Origin of the sequence: Streptacidiphilus sp. EB103A, from assembly GCF_041261405.1 — a bacterium.
Lineage (GTDB): Bacteria > Actinomycetota > Actinomycetes > Streptomycetales > Streptomycetaceae > Streptacidiphilus.
Window position 1 is genome coordinate 62,297 of record NZ_JBGCAQ010000011.1, and the last position, 18,724, is coordinate 81,020.

The following is an 18,724-nucleotide window of genomic DNA, read 5'->3' on the forward strand; positions in this document are numbered from 1 at the left end:
TCAGTCCCGGTCGATAGTCTTCGGGAGATCGGAGGGGAGAAGAGGGGGGCGGTTCGGGTGGGGCTGACGATTGCGGACGGGCGGAAGCTGACCTTCCTGCTGGAACTGGTGCGTCCGGACCAGGCGCAGCGGGTGCTGGGCCGGATCGGGCAGCTCGGCAGCGAGCAGTCGGCGCCGCGCGAGTTGCGCGCACTGCTGAACGGACGCCGGCCTCCGCCGCTCATCGTGTGGCTGTGGGTGCTGGCCTGCGACCTGCCCGAGCTCAACGCGGTGGCGTTCGACGTGCGCGAGCTGGGGGACGCCATCCGCAGAGACATCATCGAGGGCGTCCCGTTCGGGCCGGACCGGGACCGGCAGACCGAGCGGCTGCCGCTGTCGCCGATCCTGGAGCAGCGTCAGAGTTGGGGGCGGATGGAGACGGAGTTCGACCTGCCGTCCCGGCAGACCACCGAGCAGTTGCTGCCTGCGCTGCGCGCCGCGGGCGAGGCCCGAAAGCTGCGCCGGGCCAGGAAGTTCGCCGGGGCGCTGCCGCGTGACGAGTGGGACCAGGTGGCGCGGGCGGACCTGGCCGACCCGCTGCCGGGCTATGCGCGCTGGGCGCTCTCCTGCCAGGTCAACTGTCCGCCGTCGCTGCGCGAGCAGTTCGGCAGCCATGGCAAGTTCCGGTACCGGCTCCAGCAGGCCGGGGTGCTGGCGGAGCCGCACGGCTACATCGCGCGGGGCTCGGCCCGGGACGTCCTGCTGACCCTGGGTGTGATCGCACAGCCCCACTTCCCGGCGGGCCGTCAGTTCCGGGAGGAACTGGCGCCGCTGGTACGGGAGCGCCTGGGCGGGCACGCCGACGCCTGGGCGGTGCTGGCCCAGCTGCTGCCGACGTTCAGCGGATCGCTTCCGGAGCTGATCAGTACGGCCGGTGCGATCGCAGGTCCTGACCCGAACCCGGAGCCTGATCCGAACCTGGAGCCTGATCCGGACCCGTTGGGAGTGGGCGACGGGGACCGGCCGGATTCGAACCCGCGTATACCTGATCCGCAGTCAGGCGCGCCTGCCTCTGCGCTACAGCCCCCGTCGGCCCCGACCCTAGCCGTTGGAGGGGCGGTTGGGCCATGAGTTACGACCGCCCCCGAATGCATGTCGTCGACCCCACCGACCGCCGGGCCCTGGCCGACTACCGTCCGGCCCCGCCGGCCGTCGTCGCTGAGGCGGGGCGGCTCAAGGAGGCCGCCCTGCTGGACTTCGGTCTGACCGAGTCCGCCGTCGCCTCCTGGCTGTATGCCAAATGCCACCACCAGCTGCCCACCACGGCCGTGGACACCGCCGCCGTGGTGGCCTCCGGCGACGGCAGCTGCCTGCTGCTCTACAACCCGGAGTTCTTCGTCGGCCTGGGCCTGGACGGGGTCAAGTTCGTCCTGTTCCACGAGGCCCGGCATCTGATCCAGCGTCACCTCTACACCGAGCCGGAACTGCGGGAGGACCCGGTGTTCGCGGTGGCAGCCGAGGTCACCATCAACCATGTCGTGCTGCTTCGGCTCGGCCGCGAGCGGCTCCCGCTGCTGAACGGCGCACCGGTGGGCATCGACCCGCGGACCGTGCACGCCGGCTATGTCGCCGACCTCGACGCGCAGGGGCTGACGCCGCTGCCCTACCCGGCGTTCGTCCGGACCGACCACGGCTGCTACTCCGAACTCAAGCGCATGCGCAACCCGCCCGTCCCGCAGCCGCGTTGCATTCACCTCAGCGGCGGGGGAGCGGGCGGCGGCGGAGCGAGCGGCGGGGTGCCGTGCGATCAGGAGGCGGTGGACGCCGCCGTGTCGTCCGTCCTGCTCAACGCCCTGCTCGCGGCTCGGCGTGGCAACCGGATCGCCGAGGACGAACTGGTGGACCTGATGAGCCGCAGCGAGGACGGCTCCGCCAACGCGTCCCGGGTCTGGGGCCGGATCGGCGCCGGCGCGCTGCGCGGGGAGACGGTACGGACCAGGCGGGTCGACTGGTGGCAGCGCTGGCTGGTGGACGTCCTGGCGTCCAGACTGCGCGAGGGCGAGCGGCTGGTCTACCCCAAGAAGCGCGGGGCGATCCTCGCCGCCCTGGGTCACGATCCGATGCTCTCCCGGCGCGGTCCGGTCCGGGACAAGGTGCTGGCCATCGCCTACGACACCTCGGGGTCGATGCCCGACCCGGTGGTGCACTGGCTGACCGAACTGGTCGGCCAGATCGACGGGGTGGAGGCGCACTGGCTGTCGTTTGACGGCGCGGTGATGCCCTTCCGGCCGGGTGAGCGGGTGCGCGGCGGAGGCGGCACCAGCTTCCAGGTCGTCGCCGACTACCTGGAGGGCCGCTCGGAGATCGACGGGCGGCGCTTCGAGGAGCGCCCCGACGCCGTGGTCATGCTGACCGACGGCTACGCCCCGCACATCACCCCGGCGGAACCCGACAAGTGGATCTGGTTGATCACCGAGGGCGGCGACGACTGGCCCGAGACCCACACCCCCGCCATGGCCTGCCATCGCGTGACGACAGGAGAGCAGTGAACCAGCACAGCACGACGGTGGACGCCGTCGTTCGGGAGCTCTCCCCGCTGGAGCAGTTCATCGATGCGATGATCGACCTCGGCCAGACCGGCCAGGTCTTCGGCGAGCACGGCATCGGCAAGACCGCGACGTTCTTCTCGCACATCGCCCGGAGCCATCCGGACACCGAGCTGGTCTTCGTGCCCGCTGCCAACCTCACCCCCGACGACCTGCTCGCCAACGCCCCGGTGCGGGACGCGGCCAGCGGCGAACTGGTGCTGCGTCAGCTGGTGATGCGTCAGCTCCGGCCCGGGAAGCGGTTCGTGCTGCTGATCGACGACTCGCTGCAGGCCGGGGAGTCGATCCAGTCGCAGCTGATGCAGATCGCCTGCAACTGGACCCTGGGCGAGTTCGACCTGCGGGAGCTGGGCTGTGTCGGGGTCTTCCTCACCGACAACGAGTCGTTGGCCGAGACCGCGGCCAGGCGGAGCGACCTGGCGATCCTGGACCGCATGGTCACGGTGCGGATCACGGCCAACGACACCGCCTGGCGGGCCGAGCTGAGCGCCCGCTTCACGGAGTGGGACCTGCGGCCGCTGTTCCGGATCTGGGCCGCGCAGACCCCGGCCGTGCGGGAACTGCTGTCCCCGCGCACCCTGGAGCACATCCTCGCCAATGCCCGGGAGGGATTCCCGCTGGTCTGGGGCCTGCCGCTGATCAACGGCGAGCGGCTGCGGCTGGCCGAACCCGGCCTGGGCGACGACGGCAAACCGCACCCAAGCCGCACCGGCGAGATCCTGGACCGGATCGCCGCCGCCCTCGGCGTCGCCAACCCCGCCCAGGTCCCGGACCCGGTGCGCCGGGTCGTCCGCGCCGCGCTCCGCAACCGCTGGACGGTGCTGCTCCAGGGCCCGCCCGGCTGCGGCAAGACGGAGATCGTCCGGCAGTTGGTCCGGGAGGAGCTGGGCCGCGAACCGCTGTACTACTCCATGCCGGTCACCAACGTCGAGGACCTGTGCGCACCGGTCCCGACCCCGGACGGTTCGCTGGACAATCTGCTCGCCGTGCACTTCACCGGCGACGCCCCGAAGGCCGTGGTCTGGGACGAGTACAACCGTCCCAAGGACAAGGCCGCCTTCGCCAAGCTGATGGAGATCACCCAGGAGTGGTCGCTGGCCGGACAGCGCATCGGTGGGCTGCGGGCCCAGATCGCCCTGCAGAACCCGCCGTACCACCTGGGCCGCAAGCTTCAGGTGGCCAGGAACAACATCGCCCAGGCGACGCGGTTCACCGCCTCGCTGGTCGTCGACCCGGCCGACATCCCCGCCAACGAATGGCTGATCGCACGGTACGGCGCGGTCGCCGAGACCGTGCTGGAGTGGTGGAAGAACGACATCGACGAGGACGGCCGGGCCTGGATCACCAAGCGCACCCTGGAACGGCTGATCAAGCTGCACGGCAAGGGCCTGCCGCTGCAGATCGGGACGATCTACCTGGGGGACGGTGAGTACGCGCCGGTCCCGCTCACGGCGTTGGTGGAGCGGCTGGAACGCCGCCCGGTGACCGGGCTCCGCGAGCTGGCCGCCGACCCGGCCGGCTGGGAGCAGCGGCTGCGCCGGGCTGCGGAGGCGTCCAGCGAGGGGACCAATGACAGCGACACGGTGCACCAGGTGATCTCCAACGCCGAGTTGTCCCAGCTACGGAGACACCAGGCGCTGATAGCCCGGCTGGTGGCCTGGCTGCCGCCCAAGCTCAGGTCGACGTATCTGGTGGGAGCGTCGGACGAGCACCAGCGGTACTGGATCGAGACGTTTGCGCTGATGCCGCGTCAGCCGCAGCCCCAACGCTCGCAGGATTCTCACCAGTCGGCGACCCGGTAGTCCTTGAGGAAGACGCCGGAGACGGGCCGGCCGGCCTCGCCGCGCACGATCGGGTCGTAGATCCTGGCGGCTCCGTCCACGATGTCGAGCGGGGTGCGGAAGCCCTGGTCGGCGATCCGGGCCTTCTTGGGCGCCGGGTTCTCGTCGGTGATCCAGCCGGTGTCGACGCTGCTGAGATACACCCCCTGGGCCGCCAGCTCCTCGGCACTGGTGCGGGTCAGCATGTTCAGGGCGGCCTTGGCCATGTTGGTGTGGGGGTGCCCTGCCGTCTTGTTACGCACCGAGAAGCGGCCCTCGACGGCCGTGACATTGACGATGTAGCGGCGGGGGTGGGGTGAGGCCAGCAGCAGCGGCAGCAGCCGGTCGCAGAGCAGCGTCGGTGACACGGCGTTGACCAGCTGGGTCTCCAGCAGCTCGGCCGGGTCCAGCCCACCCAGCCGGGCGGACCAGGAGTTCTCCGGCGCGGTGTCGGGCAGCAGCCCGGCCTCGTCGGTGAGCAGCGCGAGCGCGGACGAGGGTCCGGCGGCACCGGCGGGGGCCAGCTCCTGGCCTGTGCGGAAGCCAGGAGCCTCCAGCATCCGTATCCGTATCCGCATCTGCTGCTGCGTTTGCGACGCATCATCGGCCAGAGCCTCCCGCTCCCCGGCGGCCAGCACGGCGTACGCACCGGGTGGGCGGCGTACGGTCTGCGCGGCGTTGTTCACCAGGATGTCCAACGGTCGGCCTTCGGCCCGCAGGTGCTCGCACAGGCCGAGCACCTGGCGCGGGTCGCGCAGGTCGATGCCGACCACGGTCAGGCGGTGCAGCCAGTCGCCGCTGCCGGGCGCGGCCCGGAAACGACGCACGGTGTCCTTGGGGAAACGGCTGGTGACCAGGAGTTCGGCCCCGTCCCGCAACAGCATCAGCGCCAGCTGGAACCCGATCTTCACCCGCCCGCCGGTCAGCACCGCCCGCCGCCCCCGCAGGTCGGCCCGCGCCTCGCGGTGGCTCAGGTTCTCCGCCGCGCAGGTGGGGCAGAGGAGATGGTAGAAGGCGTCGGCGAGGGTGTAGGTCTCCTTGCAGATGTAGCAGCGACGCGGTCGGCGGTAGGTAGCGATGGCGGTGGCGCTGCTGTCGCTGTCGCCGTCCCGGGCGGGGGGTACCAGCGGTGCGTCCTCGCGCCGTTCCCCGCCCCCGGTCGCAGTGGCCCGGACCACCGCCGCGTCCGCCTCGGCGTTCTCCGTCCGGCGGGCCCGTCGGCGCTGCTGTTGCCCGTCCCGCGCGAACGACTCCGCCACCCGCTCGGCACGGAGCCGCACCGGGTCGGTGGCGGGCAGCGCCCGCAGGCGGCCGACGGTACGGTTGAACGCCTCCAACTCGGCGTCGGTGAGCGGGATGTCGTCCGCCAAGGTCATCCCGCCCCCCGTTTCGTTTCCTGTGGTCCCGACCGGATTCGAACCGGCGTGCTCCCCCATGCCAAGGGGATGCGACTGCCTCTGCGCTACGGGGCCGATCAACTGCGAACTGCCACTGTCAGCTGCCCGAAGGGCCGGATTCGAACCGGCGTGCTCCCCTTGAGGAGAGGATGCGCCTGCCTCTGCGCTACCTCCGGGCATTGCCGAGGATCGTAGCGCTCACCCGGTGTTCACCTGACACTGCGGCAGAGGCTCCGACACACTGGACGTGCCCGGCGCGTGCCGGGCCTTGTTGGCCGACCCGGGTTCTCCGGGCGGGGGGATGGACTGTGTACTGGTTCGGGCTGCTGTGCTGCGCCCTGCTCGGCGTCGAGATCGGCGGGGTCGCAGCGGGGGCTGTCCATCTCACTGACCCGGCCTTTTCCAGCAGCGTGCTGCTGTTCGTGCTGGGCATGAACCTGATCCCGTGGACCGGGCTGATCGGCTTCGCCGCCGTGCGCAACAGCCGGTCGAAGGCCGAGCGGCTGGCTGAGCAGGCCGAGCGGGCCGAGCGGGCCAAGGTCGAGGCGGCCCCGAAGACGCCCGCACTGGCCAGGATCGAGACCTCCCGCGCCGTCGGCGAAGGGCCCGACCTGCCTCTGCTGCTCGACCTCACAGTCGCTCCCGACGGCCGCCCCGGCTACCGGGTCGAGATGCACGCCACCGTCAACCTCATGGACATGGACGCCTACCGGGCCGGCTGCGTGATCGTCGTGGACCACGACCCGGACCGCCTCTGGCGGGTGACGCTCCAGCACAGCCCGTCACCGGAGTGGCGCTCCCGAGCGACCCTCGCCAAGCTCGACTCCGCCCCCGCCTCGACGATGGTCGCCCGCCCCCTCCCACTCCCACGCCCCGGCGCCTACCGCCGCCCCGGACGGATGGGGGTGCGGGCCATGCTGGTGGGGATGGCGATTTCGGTGGGGGTGTTCTGGCCGTGGTTCAGCGGGTGAGGGTCGGGGGCGGGGGAGGCGGAGCGGCGTCCGTTGGTGCGGCGGGGTCCCTCCCCAAGCACTTCGTGCAGGGGATACCCCACCGCGGCCGAGCCCCCGTCCCGACGCCGTCTCCGACGTGCGCGATTGCTCCCGCTGAACGTCCGTCGCCTCCGTAGGGCACGCCGGTCCGTGCCTGGCTGGGGTGGCTCGGCTCCGCCTCGCGGCAACCACGAGGAGCGGGGCGGTTGGTGGGGCGTGCGTTGCCGGGTGCGCGCCGGTTTCTTGCCGGGGAGGGGCGTGCGCGCCGGGTTGGGGGGAGTTACACCCATGCTGGGGTGAATTACACCCATATATGGTTGCTACGGCACCCAGCGTGGTTGTAACTCCCCCCAGCAGCCAGCCAAATCGCTCGAATGGCCCACGAACGGGGTCGTTGGGGACGTCTGGCCTCACCCTGGGGTAGTTCCGACTCGCTGAGCGAGCCCAGCACTCCCCAAGGTGGGCCTGGACTTCCCCACACCCCGAACGGCAGGCGCGAAAGCCCTCGCCCCGCGCCCCCGGCGAGCACTCCGCGCCGGACCCGGGCCGCCCCCGGCCGTTGTCGCGCATGGGGTATCCCCTGCACGAAGTGCTTGCGGAGGGAGCCGCTTCCTTCCAAGCGCGAGCCCGGGAGACGGCGCGCAACTCGCCCCACCGCACGCTGCCGTTGCAAGGGTGGGGCGCCACCATCGCCCACCGCCAAACACTCCGCGCCAGAGCACCTCACCCCCGGCCCTTGTCGCGCGGCGGAGCCGCATCTTTCCGGGCGGAGCCCGGGAGGCGGCGCCCAACTCGCCTCACCACGCGCTGCCTTTGCAAGCGTGGAGCGTCGCCCCCGCCCACCGCCAAATGCTCCGCGCCAGAGCACCCCACCCCCGGCCCTTGTCGCGCGGCGGAGCCGCATCTTTCCGGGCGGAGCCCGGGAGACGGCGCCCAACACGCCCCACCACGCGCTGCCGTTGCAAGCGTGGAGCGCAGAGCCCTGCTACGCCGCCCCGCCTCCCCCGACCGCACCGCGCTCAGCCCCGACCCCCACCTCCCGCCGGGCCGGAGGCTTCCCCGCTGCGGGGCTCTCCGTCGGGGCTCGTCGTACCGCTGTTCCGGCCAGGGCGCCCGCCAGGGCGAGGCCGGCGGTTGCCCACATGGCTGCCGAGAAGCCGTTGGTGAAGGCGGGGGCTGAGGCGTAGGAGCCGTGGGTGGTGAAGACGGCGGCGCAGAGGGCGATGCCGAAGGCGGCGCCGAGTTGGCGGAGCATGTTGAAGGCGCCGGAGGCCTGGCCGATCTCGGTCTGGGCGACGGCGCCGACGACCGCCTTCTGGGCGGAGGGCATCGCCATGGAGATGCCGGTGCCGCTGATGAGCAGGGGCGCGATCAGCCGGTCGTACGGGAGTGAGGGGGTCGCCGCCAGGGCGAGCCACGCGCCGCCTGCTGCCTGCAGGAGCATCCCGGTGACGAGCAGGGGGCGTTCGCCGAGGCGGTCGGCCAGGGTGCCGGCGACGGGGGCGCAGAGCATCAGGATCCCGGTCCAGGTCATCAACCGCAGGCCCGCGGCGAGCGGTCCGTGGCCGAGGGCGGTCTGCAGGTACTGGGCGAGGAAGAACAGGGTGCCGTAGAGGCTCGCGGTCAGGCAGAAGCTGGACGTGTTGGCGGCGGCGAAGGTGCGGTTGCGGAAGAAGCGCATGGGCAGCATCGGGGCGGCGGTGCGCAGTTCCCAGCGTACGAAGCCGACCGTCAGCGCCGCTCCGGCGCCGAGCGCGCTCAGCACCTCCGTGCTGCTCCAGCCCGCGTCGTTGCCCCGGACCAGGGCCCAGACCAGGCCGAGCGCTCCGCCGGTCGCGAGGGCGACGCCGAAGGTGTCGAAGCGCACGGTCGGGCCGGTGCTCTCGTCCAGGCGCAGCCGGACCAGGACCATGGCGAGCAGGCCGATCGGGATGTTGATCCAGAAGATCCACTGCCAGGCCAGCCCCTGCGCGACTGCCCCGCCGACGAAGGGGCCGCTGAAGGTGGCCAGCCCGGTGAGCCCGCTGAAGAGGCCGAGGGCCCGTCCCCGCTGCCGGGGCGGGAACGCGGCGCTGAGGTGGGTCATCGCCAGCGGCAGCACCAGCGCCGCCCCCGCGCCCTGGACCGCGCGGGCGGCGATGAGCGCGCCGATTCCGGGCGCCAGCGCGCAGGCGGCGGAGGCGGCGGTGAACAGGCCGAGGCCGAGGACGAGCATGCGGCGGCGGCCGTAGCGGTCCCCGAGTGCGGCGCCGGTGAGCAGCAGCACGGCGAAGCTGAGGACATAGGCGCTGACGGTCCACTGGAGGGTCTCCAGGGGCGCGCCGAGGTCGCGTCGGATCGTGCTGAGCGCGGTGGCGACCACGGTGCCGTCCAGGGCGATCATGAAGGAGGCGGTGGAGGCCAGGGCGAGGACCCAGCGCTGTTCGGGCGTGCTGACGGTGGCGGACATGCAGGCTGCTCCTCGGAGCGAGTGGCGGGGACGGGGACGGGGACGGGTGAGGAATCACCCGGTACCGATCCGGGGCGCCGACCGGATTCACCGATGAGTTCCGCTCATCGCGCGGATCAGTACTCATCGAGAGGCGACACGACACGACACGACACACTGAAAGCAACCGAGGAGCGGGGATGGCGATGGCGGACACCGTGGAGCGCAGCGAGGACTTCGTCCGGCTCACCGATCCGTTCCGGCGGGAGCTGCTGGCCCACTGCTACCGGATGCTGGGCTCGGTGCACGATGCCGAGGACCTGCTGCAGGAGACCATGCTGCGGGCCTGGAACTCGTTCGGGCGTTTCGAGGGCCGGTCGTCGCTGCGGACCTGGCTGTACCGGATCGCGACCAACGCCTGTCTGCGCGCCCTGGAGGGCCGCAGTCGGCGGCCGATGCCGTCGGGGCTGGGGACGACGGCCAACGGCGCGCTGGAGGGGCCGTTGCGGCGGCCGCTGCCGGAGGTGCCCTGGCTGCAGCCGATCCCGGACGCGCTGCTCGGGTTCGGGGCCGGGCCCGGGAACGGGAGCGATCCCGCCGACCCCGCCGCTGTCGTCGCGTCACGCGCCGGGGTGCGGTTGGCGTTGGTGGCGGCGCTGCAGTATCTGCCGCCGCGTCAGCGGGCGGTGCTGATCCTGCGTGAGGTGCTGGACTGGCGGGCGGCCGAGGTGGCCGAGCTGCTGGGGGTGTCGGTCTTCGCCGTCAACAGCCTGCTGCAGCGGGCCCGTGCCCAGATCGACCAGGCCGCGCTCGCGGAGGAGACGGTGCGGGAGCCGCGCGATCCGCGCCGTCGGGCGCTGCTGGACCGCTATGCCGCCGCGTTCGAGGCCGGGGACATGGGCGCGATCAGCAGGCTGCTGGCGCAGGACGTCGTGCTGGAGATGCCGCCGCACCCGGACTGGTTCAGCGGACGGGACGCCGCCGTGCGGTTCCTGTCCACCCGGGTCCTGATCACCTCGGGGCGGATCCGGGCCGTGCAGACCGCCGCCAACGGGCAGCCGGCACTGGCGACCTACCGGCTGGAGGCGGACGGTGCGCTGCACGCGCACTCGATCCAGGTGCTGACGCTGGATCAGGACGGCGGCGCGGTGAGCCGGATCAGCGCCTTCCAGGACCTGTCGCTGTTTCCGGTCTTCGGCCTGGAACGGGTCCGCCCCGCCGGGGAGCGGACCCTGGCGGGGCGGAGCTGTGAGGTGGACCGGGCGTCTGCTACGGGTAGCTGACCAGGTCCGCCACGTTGTTGGAGGAGTTGGACGGGCCTCCGGTGCTGTTGACGATATGGCTGATGGTCCCGACGCCGCCGAGCGCCACGGTGACCATGTCGTGCAGCTTCACCCCGGAGACCTGCGGCACCTCGATGGCGTGGTCGCCCACGACCGAGGAGTTGGTGCTGAAGTAGCAGTACACGCCCAGCCCCCAGGCCTCATGGCTGGTGACCCCGGCGGCCACCTTGTAGGCGGCGTAGCCGTTGGTGCTGCCGTTCATCCAGCTTGCCTGGTTCGGCGGGTCGTAGGGGAGCTCGTTCTGCAGGAAGTAGGTCCTGCCCCCGTTGCCGTTCCACAGCACCGCGTACTGCTGGTAGTGCTCGGCGGCCAGCCCGTACATGGTGACGTTGGCGCCGTTGACGACCAGGCCGTTCTGCGCGGTGTTGGAGGTCCAGCCGACGCCGCTGCCGTGGTCGGCGCGCCACAGCCAGAAGTCGTCGCCGATCACGTTGTTGCTGTTGACCTGCACGCTGACGGTCGCCTTGCCGACGGCCGCGCCGCCGATGCGGGCGAAGACGTCGGACAGCACGGTCGGGTCGGCGCTGTGGTCGGCGCTCGATCCGGTCGGGCCGACCTGCAGCAGCACCGGCGAGTTGGTGGTCCCGGCGTCGAACAGCAGCCCGCCGATGCGGACGCCGCTGACGTCGGCGGTGGACATCGCGGTGACGCCGTTGTCGGCCTCCAGCGTGGCCAGGCCGAGGCCCAGCACGACGGTGTCGGCCCGGGTCACCCTGATGGTGTCGGTGAGGTGGTAGACGCCCGGGGTGAACAGCAGGTTCTGACCTGCCGTCAGCGCCGCGTTGATGGTCGCCGCGGTGTCGGTCGGCTTGGCGATGTAGAACTGGCTGATCGGCAGCGAGGTGCCGGCGGTGTTGCCGGTGGCGGACCAGGTGCTGCCGCTGCTGTTGGTCCGGTCGCCGGGGACGAAGACCTGGTAGTTGCCGGAGGAGTCGACGTAGAGGTACGGCTTCTCGGCGATGGTCGGGGTCTGCGCCACCGTGGTGTAGGGCGGGCTGGGGAAGCTGTTGGAGGGCGCGTTGGTGTCGCCGACGAAGACCATGTTCCAGTTGGAACCGGTCCAGCTGCCCCACGAGCTATTGCGCGACAGCCACTGCTGCTGGCTGCCGGAGTTGACCTGCCCGTTGATCTGCGAGTCGCTCAGCGAACCGCCGCTGGACCAGCCGCCGTTGTCGTCCAGCACCATGTTGCCGGTGACGTGCACCCGGCGCATCGGCGAGGCCTGCGAGACGGCCCACTTCACCGTCCCGCTGGACGGGCTGTCGGTGAGGTTCTCGACGGAGCGCCAGAAGTTCTGGGTGGCGTTGCCGCTGAACCACTGGGCGTCGGCGTTGACGCCGCCGCCGGTGATGGTGACCTGGTTGGGGTTCTGGCCGAGGCCGAGCACCTGGGTATAGAAGCCCACCGGGACGCTGACGTTGTACGAGCCGGGCTTGAACAGCAGGGCGTAGCGCTGGGTGCCGAACTGGTTGCTCTGCTGGGTGTTGTAGACCGCGTTGATCTGGCTCTGGATGGTGGCGCTGGACTCCGACGGGTCGAAGGTCAGCACATTGGAGCCAAAGTCCGGGGTGCCGGCCGGCGGGGTGGTCGTCCCGCCACCGGCGGTGGTGGAGAGGTTGAACGACTGGGCGGCGGTGCCGTTGCAGGTGTACTGCTGCAACTGGACGGCGTCGGCGGTGGAGGCCGACGGGGTGTCCAGGCACTTGCCGCTGTTGCGGTTCACGAAGTGGTAGCTGCCGCTGGCCTCGACGACCGGGAGCCACTGCTGGTTGTTGCCGCCGCCGTAGGCCCACAGCTGGATCAACGCGCTGTCGGCGGTGGAGACATTGGTGACGTCCCACGCCTGCGCGGAGCTGTTGGCGGTGCCGACCTGGTAGTAGCCGCCGCTGGTGGCGGTGAAGACCCACTGCTGGGCGGTGGTGCCGTTGCAGGTGTACTGCTGGACGGCGGTGCCGTTGGCGGTGGCGGCGGCAGCGGCGTCGACGCACTTGCCGCTGTTCACGTTGGTGACGGTGTAGGTCGTCCCCGAGGTGACGGCTGCCGATGCCGCTGTCGCGGACGGGACGAGCGCGACGGTCAGGCCGCCGGCGACCAGCGCTGACGCGGCGATCGCCGCACGCGCTTTCTGGGCTGTTCTCATGGGTGCCTCCATGCGGTCGTCAGGGTGACGACGAGTTCAGGCGTACGAGTTCGGACGGACGGTGTCAGCTCGGCAGGGTCCACTGCTGGTTGGCGCTGTCGGCGCAGGTCCAGATCTGCAGCCGGGTGCCGTTGGCCGAGCTGGGGCCGGTGGCGTCCAGGCACTTGCCCGAGGCCGGGTTGACCAGTTCGCCGTTGCTCTGGTGCTGCCACTGCTGGGCGCCGGTGCCGTTGCAGTCGTAGAGCTGGACCTGGGTGCCGTTGGCGGTGCCGGCCGAGGTGAGGTCCATGCACTTGCCGAGGGCCTGCAGCGAGCCGTTGGAGGCGACGGTCCAGCTCTGCGCGCTGGTGCCGTTGCAGTCGTAGAGCTGGACGGCGGTGCCGTTGGTGCTGCTGGCGCCGGCGACGTCCACGCACTTGCCGCCGTAGCCGGTGATCGCGCCGGTCGGCGTCGTGCCGCCGCCACCGCCGGTGCTGCCGCTGGTCAGGGCGTTGAAGATGCTCGCGAACTGGTACGTGCTCTGCGCGGTGCCGCTGCAGGTGTCGGAGTAGGTGCCGAGCACGGCGCAGGCCTTGTCGCGGCCCAGCGACCAGTAGGACAGCTCCTGGATGCCGTTGGAGGCGGCGAAGCTCTCCAGGCTGGACCCGTTGGAGGTGCTGAACACCTCGTTGGTGGAGTCGTTGACGCCGAGCATCGGGGTGTTGCCCTCCATGGCCCAGAGCTGGGCGGAGGTCTTGCTGGTCCAGATCGCGCCGAGCTGGCCGTGCAGCGCGTTGGCGGCGCTGATCGCGGCCGCGCCCATGTCCTCGTTGGGCCCGTAGTCCATGGTCATGATGTTGACCAGGTTGACGTTGAGGTTGTGGCTCTTCGCGTTGTTCAGCAGGCTGAGCGAGTTGGACAGCAGGCCGGTCGGGTCGACCGGGAGGGTGTAGTCGACGGAGAGCGTCTTGCCCGCTGCGGCGTACTGGGTCTGCAGGTTGGCCAGCGCCTGGTTGCGGCGGTCGTTGGCGGCGGTGTCGTCCAGCGCCGAGCCCTCGACGTCCAGGTCGACCCGGGTCAGGTTGAGGGTGTCGATGACGGTCTTGTACGCGGCCTGCAGCGAGGAGACCGAGGTGCAGGCCTGGGCCAGCTCGGTTCCCGACGCTCCGCCGAAGGAGGCGATGACGTCGCCGCCGGAGGCACGCAGGGTGTTGATGGCGCTGGTCCAGCCGGCGTCGGAGATGGACGTGCTGCCGTTGAAGGTCGGCGTACAGCCACTGCCGGCGATGACGAACGCCAGGGTGAAGTACTTGAGGCCGGTGGCGGACTCGGCGGAGGCCATGGCGGAGGGGGAGTTCCAGGTCTCCACGTAGGGCGCGGCGTAGTGCGCCGGGAAGCCGGGGCCGGCGTTGGCGGCCGCGTGGGCGGCGCCGCTGCCGCTGAGCACCAGTCCCGCTGCGGCCAGCGGGACGAGCGCGGCGGTGACGGCTGATCGGGTTCTGGGCATGCTGAACCTGAGCATGGGGGTGTCCTCCTGGGGACAGTGGGGGTGCGCGCCCGAGGATGGTGGGGGTGTCTGCCCGGGCGGGCCAAACGTTCAGGAAGTGAACTCAGTGAGCGCTCTCTCAGCGACTGTGCTCAGAGCATGATTGAACTCATGTCACATGGCCACGTCAATGGTCTGGGCCAATTTGGATCGGAAAGCCGACCGTTGTAACGGGTATCCGCCCAGCTCAGTGCAGGTGTTGGGAAGTTTTACCAGCAGGACGACCGCTGATTGTCCGTCAAGAGGTATTGAGAGCGCTCTCATTTCCAGTGATCAACGCTTGAGCACAGCGGGGCGGCGGTCGTGGCGGTCCTGGCGGTCACACTCTCCGCGGCCCGGGCGTCAGAGGAGTGAGTGCTCACCAACCGAGGAGATGCCGTGCTCCAACCTTTCGGGGGGCGACCCCCCGTAGCCCCACGTGAACCCGTGGTCAGTGACCGTCGTGCCTGGACATCCCGAGGAGAAGCCAAGTGAAACTCACCGTCTTCGGCGCCACCGGCGGGGTCGGCGGACAGATCGTCCGACAGGCCCTGGACGCCGGGCACGAGGTCACCGCCGTGGTCCGGGAGAAGGCCAGGCTGCCGCTGGTCGACCCCGGGCTCCGGATCGTCACCGCCGACGTCACCGACGCCTGGGCGCTGATCCCGCACCTCACCGGGCGGGACGCGGTGCTGTCCGGCCTCGGGCCGCGCGGGCGCAAGCAGGCCGGCATCGCCGGGGCCGCCACCGGGGCGATCATCCAGGCCATGGACGCCGCCGAGGTGCGGCGCATCGTGGTGATCAGCGCCGCGCCGCTCTTCCCGATCCCGGAGCACGACGCGCTGCTGATGCGCTACGTCGCCACCCCGATGGTCCGCCGGGTCCTCAAGGACGTCTACGCGGACCTCGCCGACATGGAGGCGGCGCTGGTCGCCAGCGACCTGGAGTGGACCGCGTTCCGGCCGCCCCAGCTCAAGGACGCCCCGCTGACCGGGGTCTACCGGCGGATCATCGGCGCCGGGGTGCCCAAGGGCTGGTCGATCTCCCGGGCGGACGTGGCCCACGCCATGCTCGCCGCCCTGGACGACCCGGCCACCCTCAAGCAGGCGGTGGGGATCGCCTACTGACTGCCCTACTGACCGCCGGTCAGAAGGTCGGTGGTGCGCGCCTGGAGCCACTGCTCCACCGCGGAGACATGCAGCATGGCGGCGGAGGCTGCGAGTTGGCCGTCATGGGCCTCCAGGGCGCGCAGGATGGACTCGTGCTCGCGGTGGACCGACTCCAGCGCGGTGGCGAGGTGGGCGCCGCGGACGATGCGGACCCGCTGGGTGTGCGTGGAGAGGGTGTCCAGCAGCAGGGACAGCACCGGGTTGCCGATGGTGTCGACGATGGCCCGGTGGAAGGCGATGTCCCATTCGATGAAGGCCTCCACGCTGTCGGCCTTCATGCTGCTCTCCAGGATGACCCGCAGCGCGGCCAGGCCCTGGTCGGTGATCCGGTGCGCCGCCAGGGCGGTCGCCTGCGGCTCCAGCAGCCGTCTGACCTCCAGCAGTTGGGCGGCCGAGTCGCCGTGGGAGACGTCCGCGACGAAGGACAGCTCCTCCAGCAGCAGATGCGGCTCCAGGCTGGAGACATAGGTCCCGTCGCCCTGCCTGCTGATCAGGATCCGCATCGCGGTGAGTGCCCTGACCGCCTCGCGCAGCGAGTTGCGGGAGATGCCGAGCTGGACCGCCAGGTCCTCCTCGCGCGGCAGCCGTGCGCCGGCCGGCAGCAGGCCGGAGACGATCATCTCCTTGATCCGGGCGATCGCCTCGTCGGTGACGGCCATGGCACTCCTCGGGTCGGTCGGTGCTACTCCTGCTGCTCGCCGGCGGCGAAGCGGGAGATGATCAGCGCGAGGATGATGATCGCGCCGTTCAGGAACTGGTTCCACAGCGGGGGCACCCCGGCCAGGGTCATCACATTGACGACCAGCTGCAGGGTGAGCACCCCGGTCAGCGCGCCGAACAGGGTGCCCCGGCCGCCGTTGAGGCTGACCCCGCCGATCACCGTCGCCGCGAAGACCTGGAAGATCCATCCGCTGCCCTGGTCCGCCGAGATCGAGCCGTAGTGGCCGGTGTAGAGGATACCGGCGAAAGCGGCCAGCACTCCTCCGATGACCAGCACCGACCACACCGCCCGGTCCACCCTGATACCGGCGGTACGGGCCGCCTCGGTGTTGCCGCCGATGGCGTACAGGGCCCGGCCGTGCCTGAGCCAGCCCATGGCCAGGCCGCCGACCAGGAACAGCAGCGCGCAGACCCAGATCGAGGCCGGCGCCCCCAGCCAGGAGGCCCGGCCCAGATAGGTGAAGGAGCTCGGGAGTTCCACGATGGACTGGCCCCGGGAGACCGCGATCTGCAGCCCGCGGAGCATGGTCAGCGCCCCGAGGGTGACGATGAAGCCGTTCAGCCGCAGCTTCAGGATCAGAAATCCGTTCAGCGCCCCGATCAGCGCGCCCACCACCAGGCAGAGCGGGATCGCGGTCCAGGTCGGCAGCAGGGCGAGTCCCTGGAAGCGGCCGCCGTGCTGGGGCAGCACCAGCCACACCGCGATCACCGGGGCGACGCCGATGGTCGACTCCAGCGACAGGTCCATCCGGCCGGAGATCAGGATCAGCGCCTCGGCCAGCACCAGCAGGCTCAGCTCGGTCGCCTGCTGGGCCACCCCGAGCAGATTGGCCGAGGTCAGGAACGCGGGCGAGACGATGAAGCCGATCACGCACATCACCAGCAGCACCGGGATCAGCGACAGCTCCCGGTAGCGGGCGAAGGAGAAGCCGTCCCGGGCGGACCCCGGGTCGGCGGCCGGCGCGCTCAGTGCGGTGGCGGCCGCCTCCGCCTGCGGGGCGAGGTCACTGCTGCTGGACATCGTCGTTCTCCCTCTCGCGCTCGTTCTCGCTCTGGTTCGCAGCGGCCGTGGCCGCCATGCCCTCCATGGCGGCGACCAGCTGCTCGTCGGTCCAGTTGGGACCGAACTCGGCGACCACCCCGCCGTGGAACATGGCCACCACCCGGTCGCAGCCGCGCAGGTCGTCCAGTTCGTCGGAGACCACCAGCGCCGCCCGGCCCTCGTCGGCCACCCGGCGGATCCTGGCGAGCAGGAACTCCTTGGACTTCACATCGACCCCGTTGGTGGGCCGGATCGCCACCAGGACCTGCGGATCGGTGGCCAGCGCCCTGGCCACCACCACCTTCTGCTGGTTGCCGCCGGACAGCGCCGAGACCGGAGTGTCCGACCTCGGCGTCTTGATGTCCAGGTCCTTGACCATCCGCTGGGCGAAGGCCCTGGTCCGCGACGGCAGCACGGTGCCGTAGGGGCCGAGCTGGTCGCTGACCGTCAGGGTGGCGTTCTCCGCCACGCTGCGCTGCAGCACCAGGCCCTGAGCCCGGCGGTCCTCGGGGACCAGGCCGACCCCGGCGGCCAGCGCGGAGGGCACGTCCCCGCCCCGCACCGTCCGCCCGGCGACCTCGATCAGGCCGGACCTGGCCCGGTGCAGCCCGGCGAGGGTCTCGCCGAGCCGGACGTTGCCGCTGGCCGCGCCGCCGGCCAGGCCGAGCACCTCGCCGGCGTGCAGGCTGAGGCTGATGTCCTGGAAGGAGCCGGGCAGGGTGAGGCCGGTGACCCGGAGGAGCTCGGCGCCCTTGGCCGCCCTGGCCGCGGTGGCGGGGGTGGCCGCCGGAGCCGACTGCTCACCGGTCATCGCCTCCACCAGGGCGTCGGGGCTGAGCCCGGCCACCTCGGTGGTGAGGATGTGGCGGGCGTCCCGGTAGACGGTGACCGTGGTGCACAGCTCGAACACCTCGGCGAGGTGGTGCGAGATGAACAGGAAGGCCACGCCCCGCCGCTGGAGCTCGCGGAGCTTGCCGAACAGCCGGTCGATGCCCTTGGCGTCCAGCTTGGCCGTGGGCTCGTCCAGGACGATGAACCGGGCGCCGAAGGACAGCGCCCGGGCGATCTCCACGAACTGCCGCTGCTCCACCGTCAGTTCCCGGGCCCGCCGGGACGGGTCGATGTCGACGCCGTACTCGGTGAGGAGGGTGGCGGCACGGCGGCGCAGCTCCTTCCAGCGGATCGGACGCGGGGCCGATGCGCTCTGTCGATTGATGAAGAGATTCTCGGCGACGCTCAGGTCCGGGAGGATGGTGGAGTGCTGGTAGACGCAGGCCACCCGGGCCCGCCAGGCGTCGGTGTCGCCGAGGGCCGGGGCGGGTTCGCCGTGGAAGCGCAGGCTGCCGCTGTCGGGGCGCTGCATTCCGGTGAGGACGGAGACCAGCGTCGACTTGCCGGCCCCGTTCCGGCCCACCAGGGCGTGCGACTCGCCCGGCCGGACGGTGATCCGGGCCTGGTGCAGGGCGACGGTGGCGCCGTAGCGCTTGGAGATCCCGGTGGCCTCCACGACGGGGGCCGCGAGCTCCGGTTCTGAATCCAGGTCTGGTTGGGGCACTGGGTCCGGCACGGGGACTGCCGTCCTTT

The 18,724-nt window shown here is 71.2% G+C and carries 13 protein-coding genes and 3 tRNA genes; 5 read left to right on the forward strand and 11 right to left on the reverse strand.

The window, feature by feature from the left end; genetic code table 11:
* Both ABH941_RS19305 and ABH941_RS19310 read right to left on the reverse strand, forming a co-directional pair.
* Positions 1-837 (reverse strand): hypothetical protein, encoded by an 837-nt coding sequence (locus ABH941_RS19305; RefSeq protein WP_370130645.1) that lies wholly within the window; start codon positions 835-837, stop codon positions 1-3.
* 156 nt (positions 838-993) lie between these two features.
* Positions 994-1,066: transfer RNA gene (locus ABH941_RS19310), tRNA-Arg, on the reverse strand.
* Positions 1,067-1,106: 40 nt separating this feature from the next.
* Here ABH941_RS19310 and ABH941_RS19315 point away from each other — a divergent pair.
* Complete coding sequence (locus ABH941_RS19315) at positions 1,107-2,528, forward strand: hypothetical protein (protein WP_370130646.1); 1,422 nt, start codon at positions 1,107-1,109, stop codon at positions 2,526-2,528.
* A gap of 68 nt (positions 2,529-2,596) precedes the next feature.
* A complete protein-coding gene (locus tag ABH941_RS19320; RefSeq protein ID WP_370130830.1) occupies positions 2,597-4,387 on the forward strand; it encodes an AAA family ATPase in 1,791 nt (596 codons plus the stop codon).
* Here the strand turns inward: ABH941_RS19320 and ABH941_RS19325 are convergent.
* The 3 genes from ABH941_RS19325 to ABH941_RS19335 form a co-directional block, all read right to left on the reverse strand.
* Positions 4,366-5,781, reverse strand: a complete 1,416-nt coding sequence (locus ABH941_RS19325; RefSeq protein WP_370130647.1) for an SDR family NAD(P)-dependent oxidoreductase — start codon at positions 5,779-5,781, stop codon at positions 4,366-4,368. The genes ABH941_RS19320 and ABH941_RS19325 overlap by 22 nt on opposite strands.
* 23 nt (positions 5,782-5,804) lie before the next feature.
* Positions 5,805-5,877, reverse strand: a tRNA-Ala gene (locus ABH941_RS19330).
* 29 nt (positions 5,878-5,906) lie between these two features.
* A tRNA-Glu gene (locus tag ABH941_RS19335) sits at positions 5,907-5,978 on the reverse strand.
* Between the two features lie 132 nt (positions 5,979-6,110).
* Between ABH941_RS19335 and ABH941_RS19340 the strand changes: the two genes are divergently transcribed.
* Positions 6,111-6,773 carry a hypothetical protein gene (locus ABH941_RS19340; RefSeq protein WP_370130648.1) on the forward strand — a complete coding sequence of 221 codons (663 nt, stop codon included), beginning with the start codon at positions 6,111-6,113 and terminating at the stop codon, positions 6,771-6,773.
* Positions 6,774-7,779: 1,006 nt separating this feature from the next.
* Here ABH941_RS19340 and ABH941_RS19345 read toward each other — a convergent pair.
* On the reverse strand, positions 7,780-9,243 hold the full coding sequence (locus tag ABH941_RS19345; protein WP_370130650.1) for a DHA2 family efflux MFS transporter permease subunit: 1,464 nt from the start codon (positions 9,241-9,243) through the stop codon (positions 7,780-7,782).
* Between the two features lie 179 nt (positions 9,244-9,422).
* Between ABH941_RS19345 and ABH941_RS19350 the strand changes: the two genes are divergently transcribed.
* Positions 9,423-10,505 (forward strand): sigma-70 family RNA polymerase sigma factor, encoded by a 1,083-nt coding sequence (locus ABH941_RS19350; protein WP_370130652.1) that lies wholly within the window; start codon positions 9,423-9,425, stop codon positions 10,503-10,505.
* Here the strand turns inward: ABH941_RS19350 and ABH941_RS19355 are convergent.
* On the reverse strand, positions 10,492-12,705 hold the full coding sequence (locus ABH941_RS19355) for an RICIN domain-containing protein (RefSeq protein WP_370130653.1): 2,214 nt from the start codon (positions 12,703-12,705) through the stop codon (positions 10,492-10,494). The genes ABH941_RS19350 and ABH941_RS19355 overlap by 14 nt on opposite strands.
* 64 nt (positions 12,706-12,769) lie before the next feature.
* The gene (locus tag ABH941_RS19360) at positions 12,770-14,191 is read right to left on the reverse strand and encodes a ricin-type beta-trefoil lectin domain protein (protein WP_370130655.1); all 1,422 of its coding nucleotides are present in this window, start codon (positions 14,189-14,191) and stop codon (positions 12,770-12,772) included.
* Between the two features lie 509 nt (positions 14,192-14,700).
* Between ABH941_RS19360 and ABH941_RS19365 the strand changes: the two genes are divergently transcribed.
* The gene (locus tag ABH941_RS19365) at positions 14,701-15,336 is read left to right on the forward strand and encodes an NAD(P)-dependent oxidoreductase (RefSeq protein WP_370130656.1); all 636 of its coding nucleotides are present in this window, start codon (positions 14,701-14,703) and stop codon (positions 15,334-15,336) included.
* A gap of 5 nt (positions 15,337-15,341) precedes the next feature.
* Here the strand turns inward: ABH941_RS19365 and ABH941_RS19370 are convergent, their stop codons facing one another.
* From ABH941_RS19370 to ABH941_RS19380, 3 genes are read right to left on the reverse strand one after another with little or no spacing between them, the layout of a single operon-like run.
* On the reverse strand, positions 15,342-16,037 hold the full coding sequence (locus tag ABH941_RS19370) for a FadR/GntR family transcriptional regulator (protein ID WP_370130657.1): 696 nt from the start codon (positions 16,035-16,037) through the stop codon (positions 15,342-15,344).
* 23 nt (positions 16,038-16,060) lie between these two features.
* Positions 16,061-17,119, reverse strand: coding sequence for an ABC transporter permease (locus tag ABH941_RS19375; RefSeq protein WP_370130659.1), 1,059 nt, complete (start codon positions 17,117-17,119; stop codon positions 16,061-16,063).
* Entirely contained in the window at positions 17,103-18,707 is a 1,605-nt protein-coding gene (locus ABH941_RS19380) for a sugar ABC transporter ATP-binding protein (protein ID WP_370130660.1), read from the reverse strand. The genes ABH941_RS19375 and ABH941_RS19380 overlap by 17 nt, the downstream gene beginning before the upstream one ends.
* Positions 18,708-18,724: the final 17 nt, after the last annotated feature.

Excerpts from the sequence above, each read along its gene's own strand:
- ABH941_RS19350 (WP_370130652.1), top strand. The coding sequence starts at position 9,423 with ATGGCGATGGCGGACACCGTGGAGCGCAGCGAGGACTTCGTCCGGCTC.
- ABH941_RS19325 (WP_370130647.1), bottom strand. The coding sequence starts at position 5,781 with ATGACCTTGGCGGACGACATCCCGCTCACCGACGCCGAGTTGGAGGCG.
- ABH941_RS19375 (WP_370130659.1), bottom strand. The coding sequence starts at position 17,119 with ATGTCCAGCAGCAGTGACCTCGCCCCGCAGGCGGAGGCGGCCGCCACC.
- ABH941_RS19320 (WP_370130830.1), top strand. The coding sequence starts at position 2,597 with ATGATCGACCTCGGCCAGACCGGCCAGGTCTTCGGCGAGCACGGCATC.
- ABH941_RS19345 (WP_370130650.1), bottom strand. The coding sequence starts at position 9,243 with ATGTCCGCCACCGTCAGCACGCCCGAACAGCGCTGGGTCCTCGCCCTG.
- ABH941_RS19360 (WP_370130655.1), bottom strand. The coding sequence starts at position 14,191 with ATGCCCAGAACCCGATCAGCCGTCACCGCCGCGCTCGTCCCGCTGGCC.
- ABH941_RS19315 (WP_370130646.1), top strand. The coding sequence starts at position 1,107 with ATGAGTTACGACCGCCCCCGAATGCATGTCGTCGACCCCACCGACCGC.
- ABH941_RS19370 (WP_370130657.1), bottom strand. The coding sequence starts at position 16,037 with ATGGCCGTCACCGACGAGGCGATCGCCCGGATCAAGGAGATGATCGTC.
- ABH941_RS19355 (WP_370130653.1), bottom strand. The coding sequence starts at position 12,705 with ATGAGAACAGCCCAGAAAGCGCGTGCGGCGATCGCCGCGTCAGCGCTG.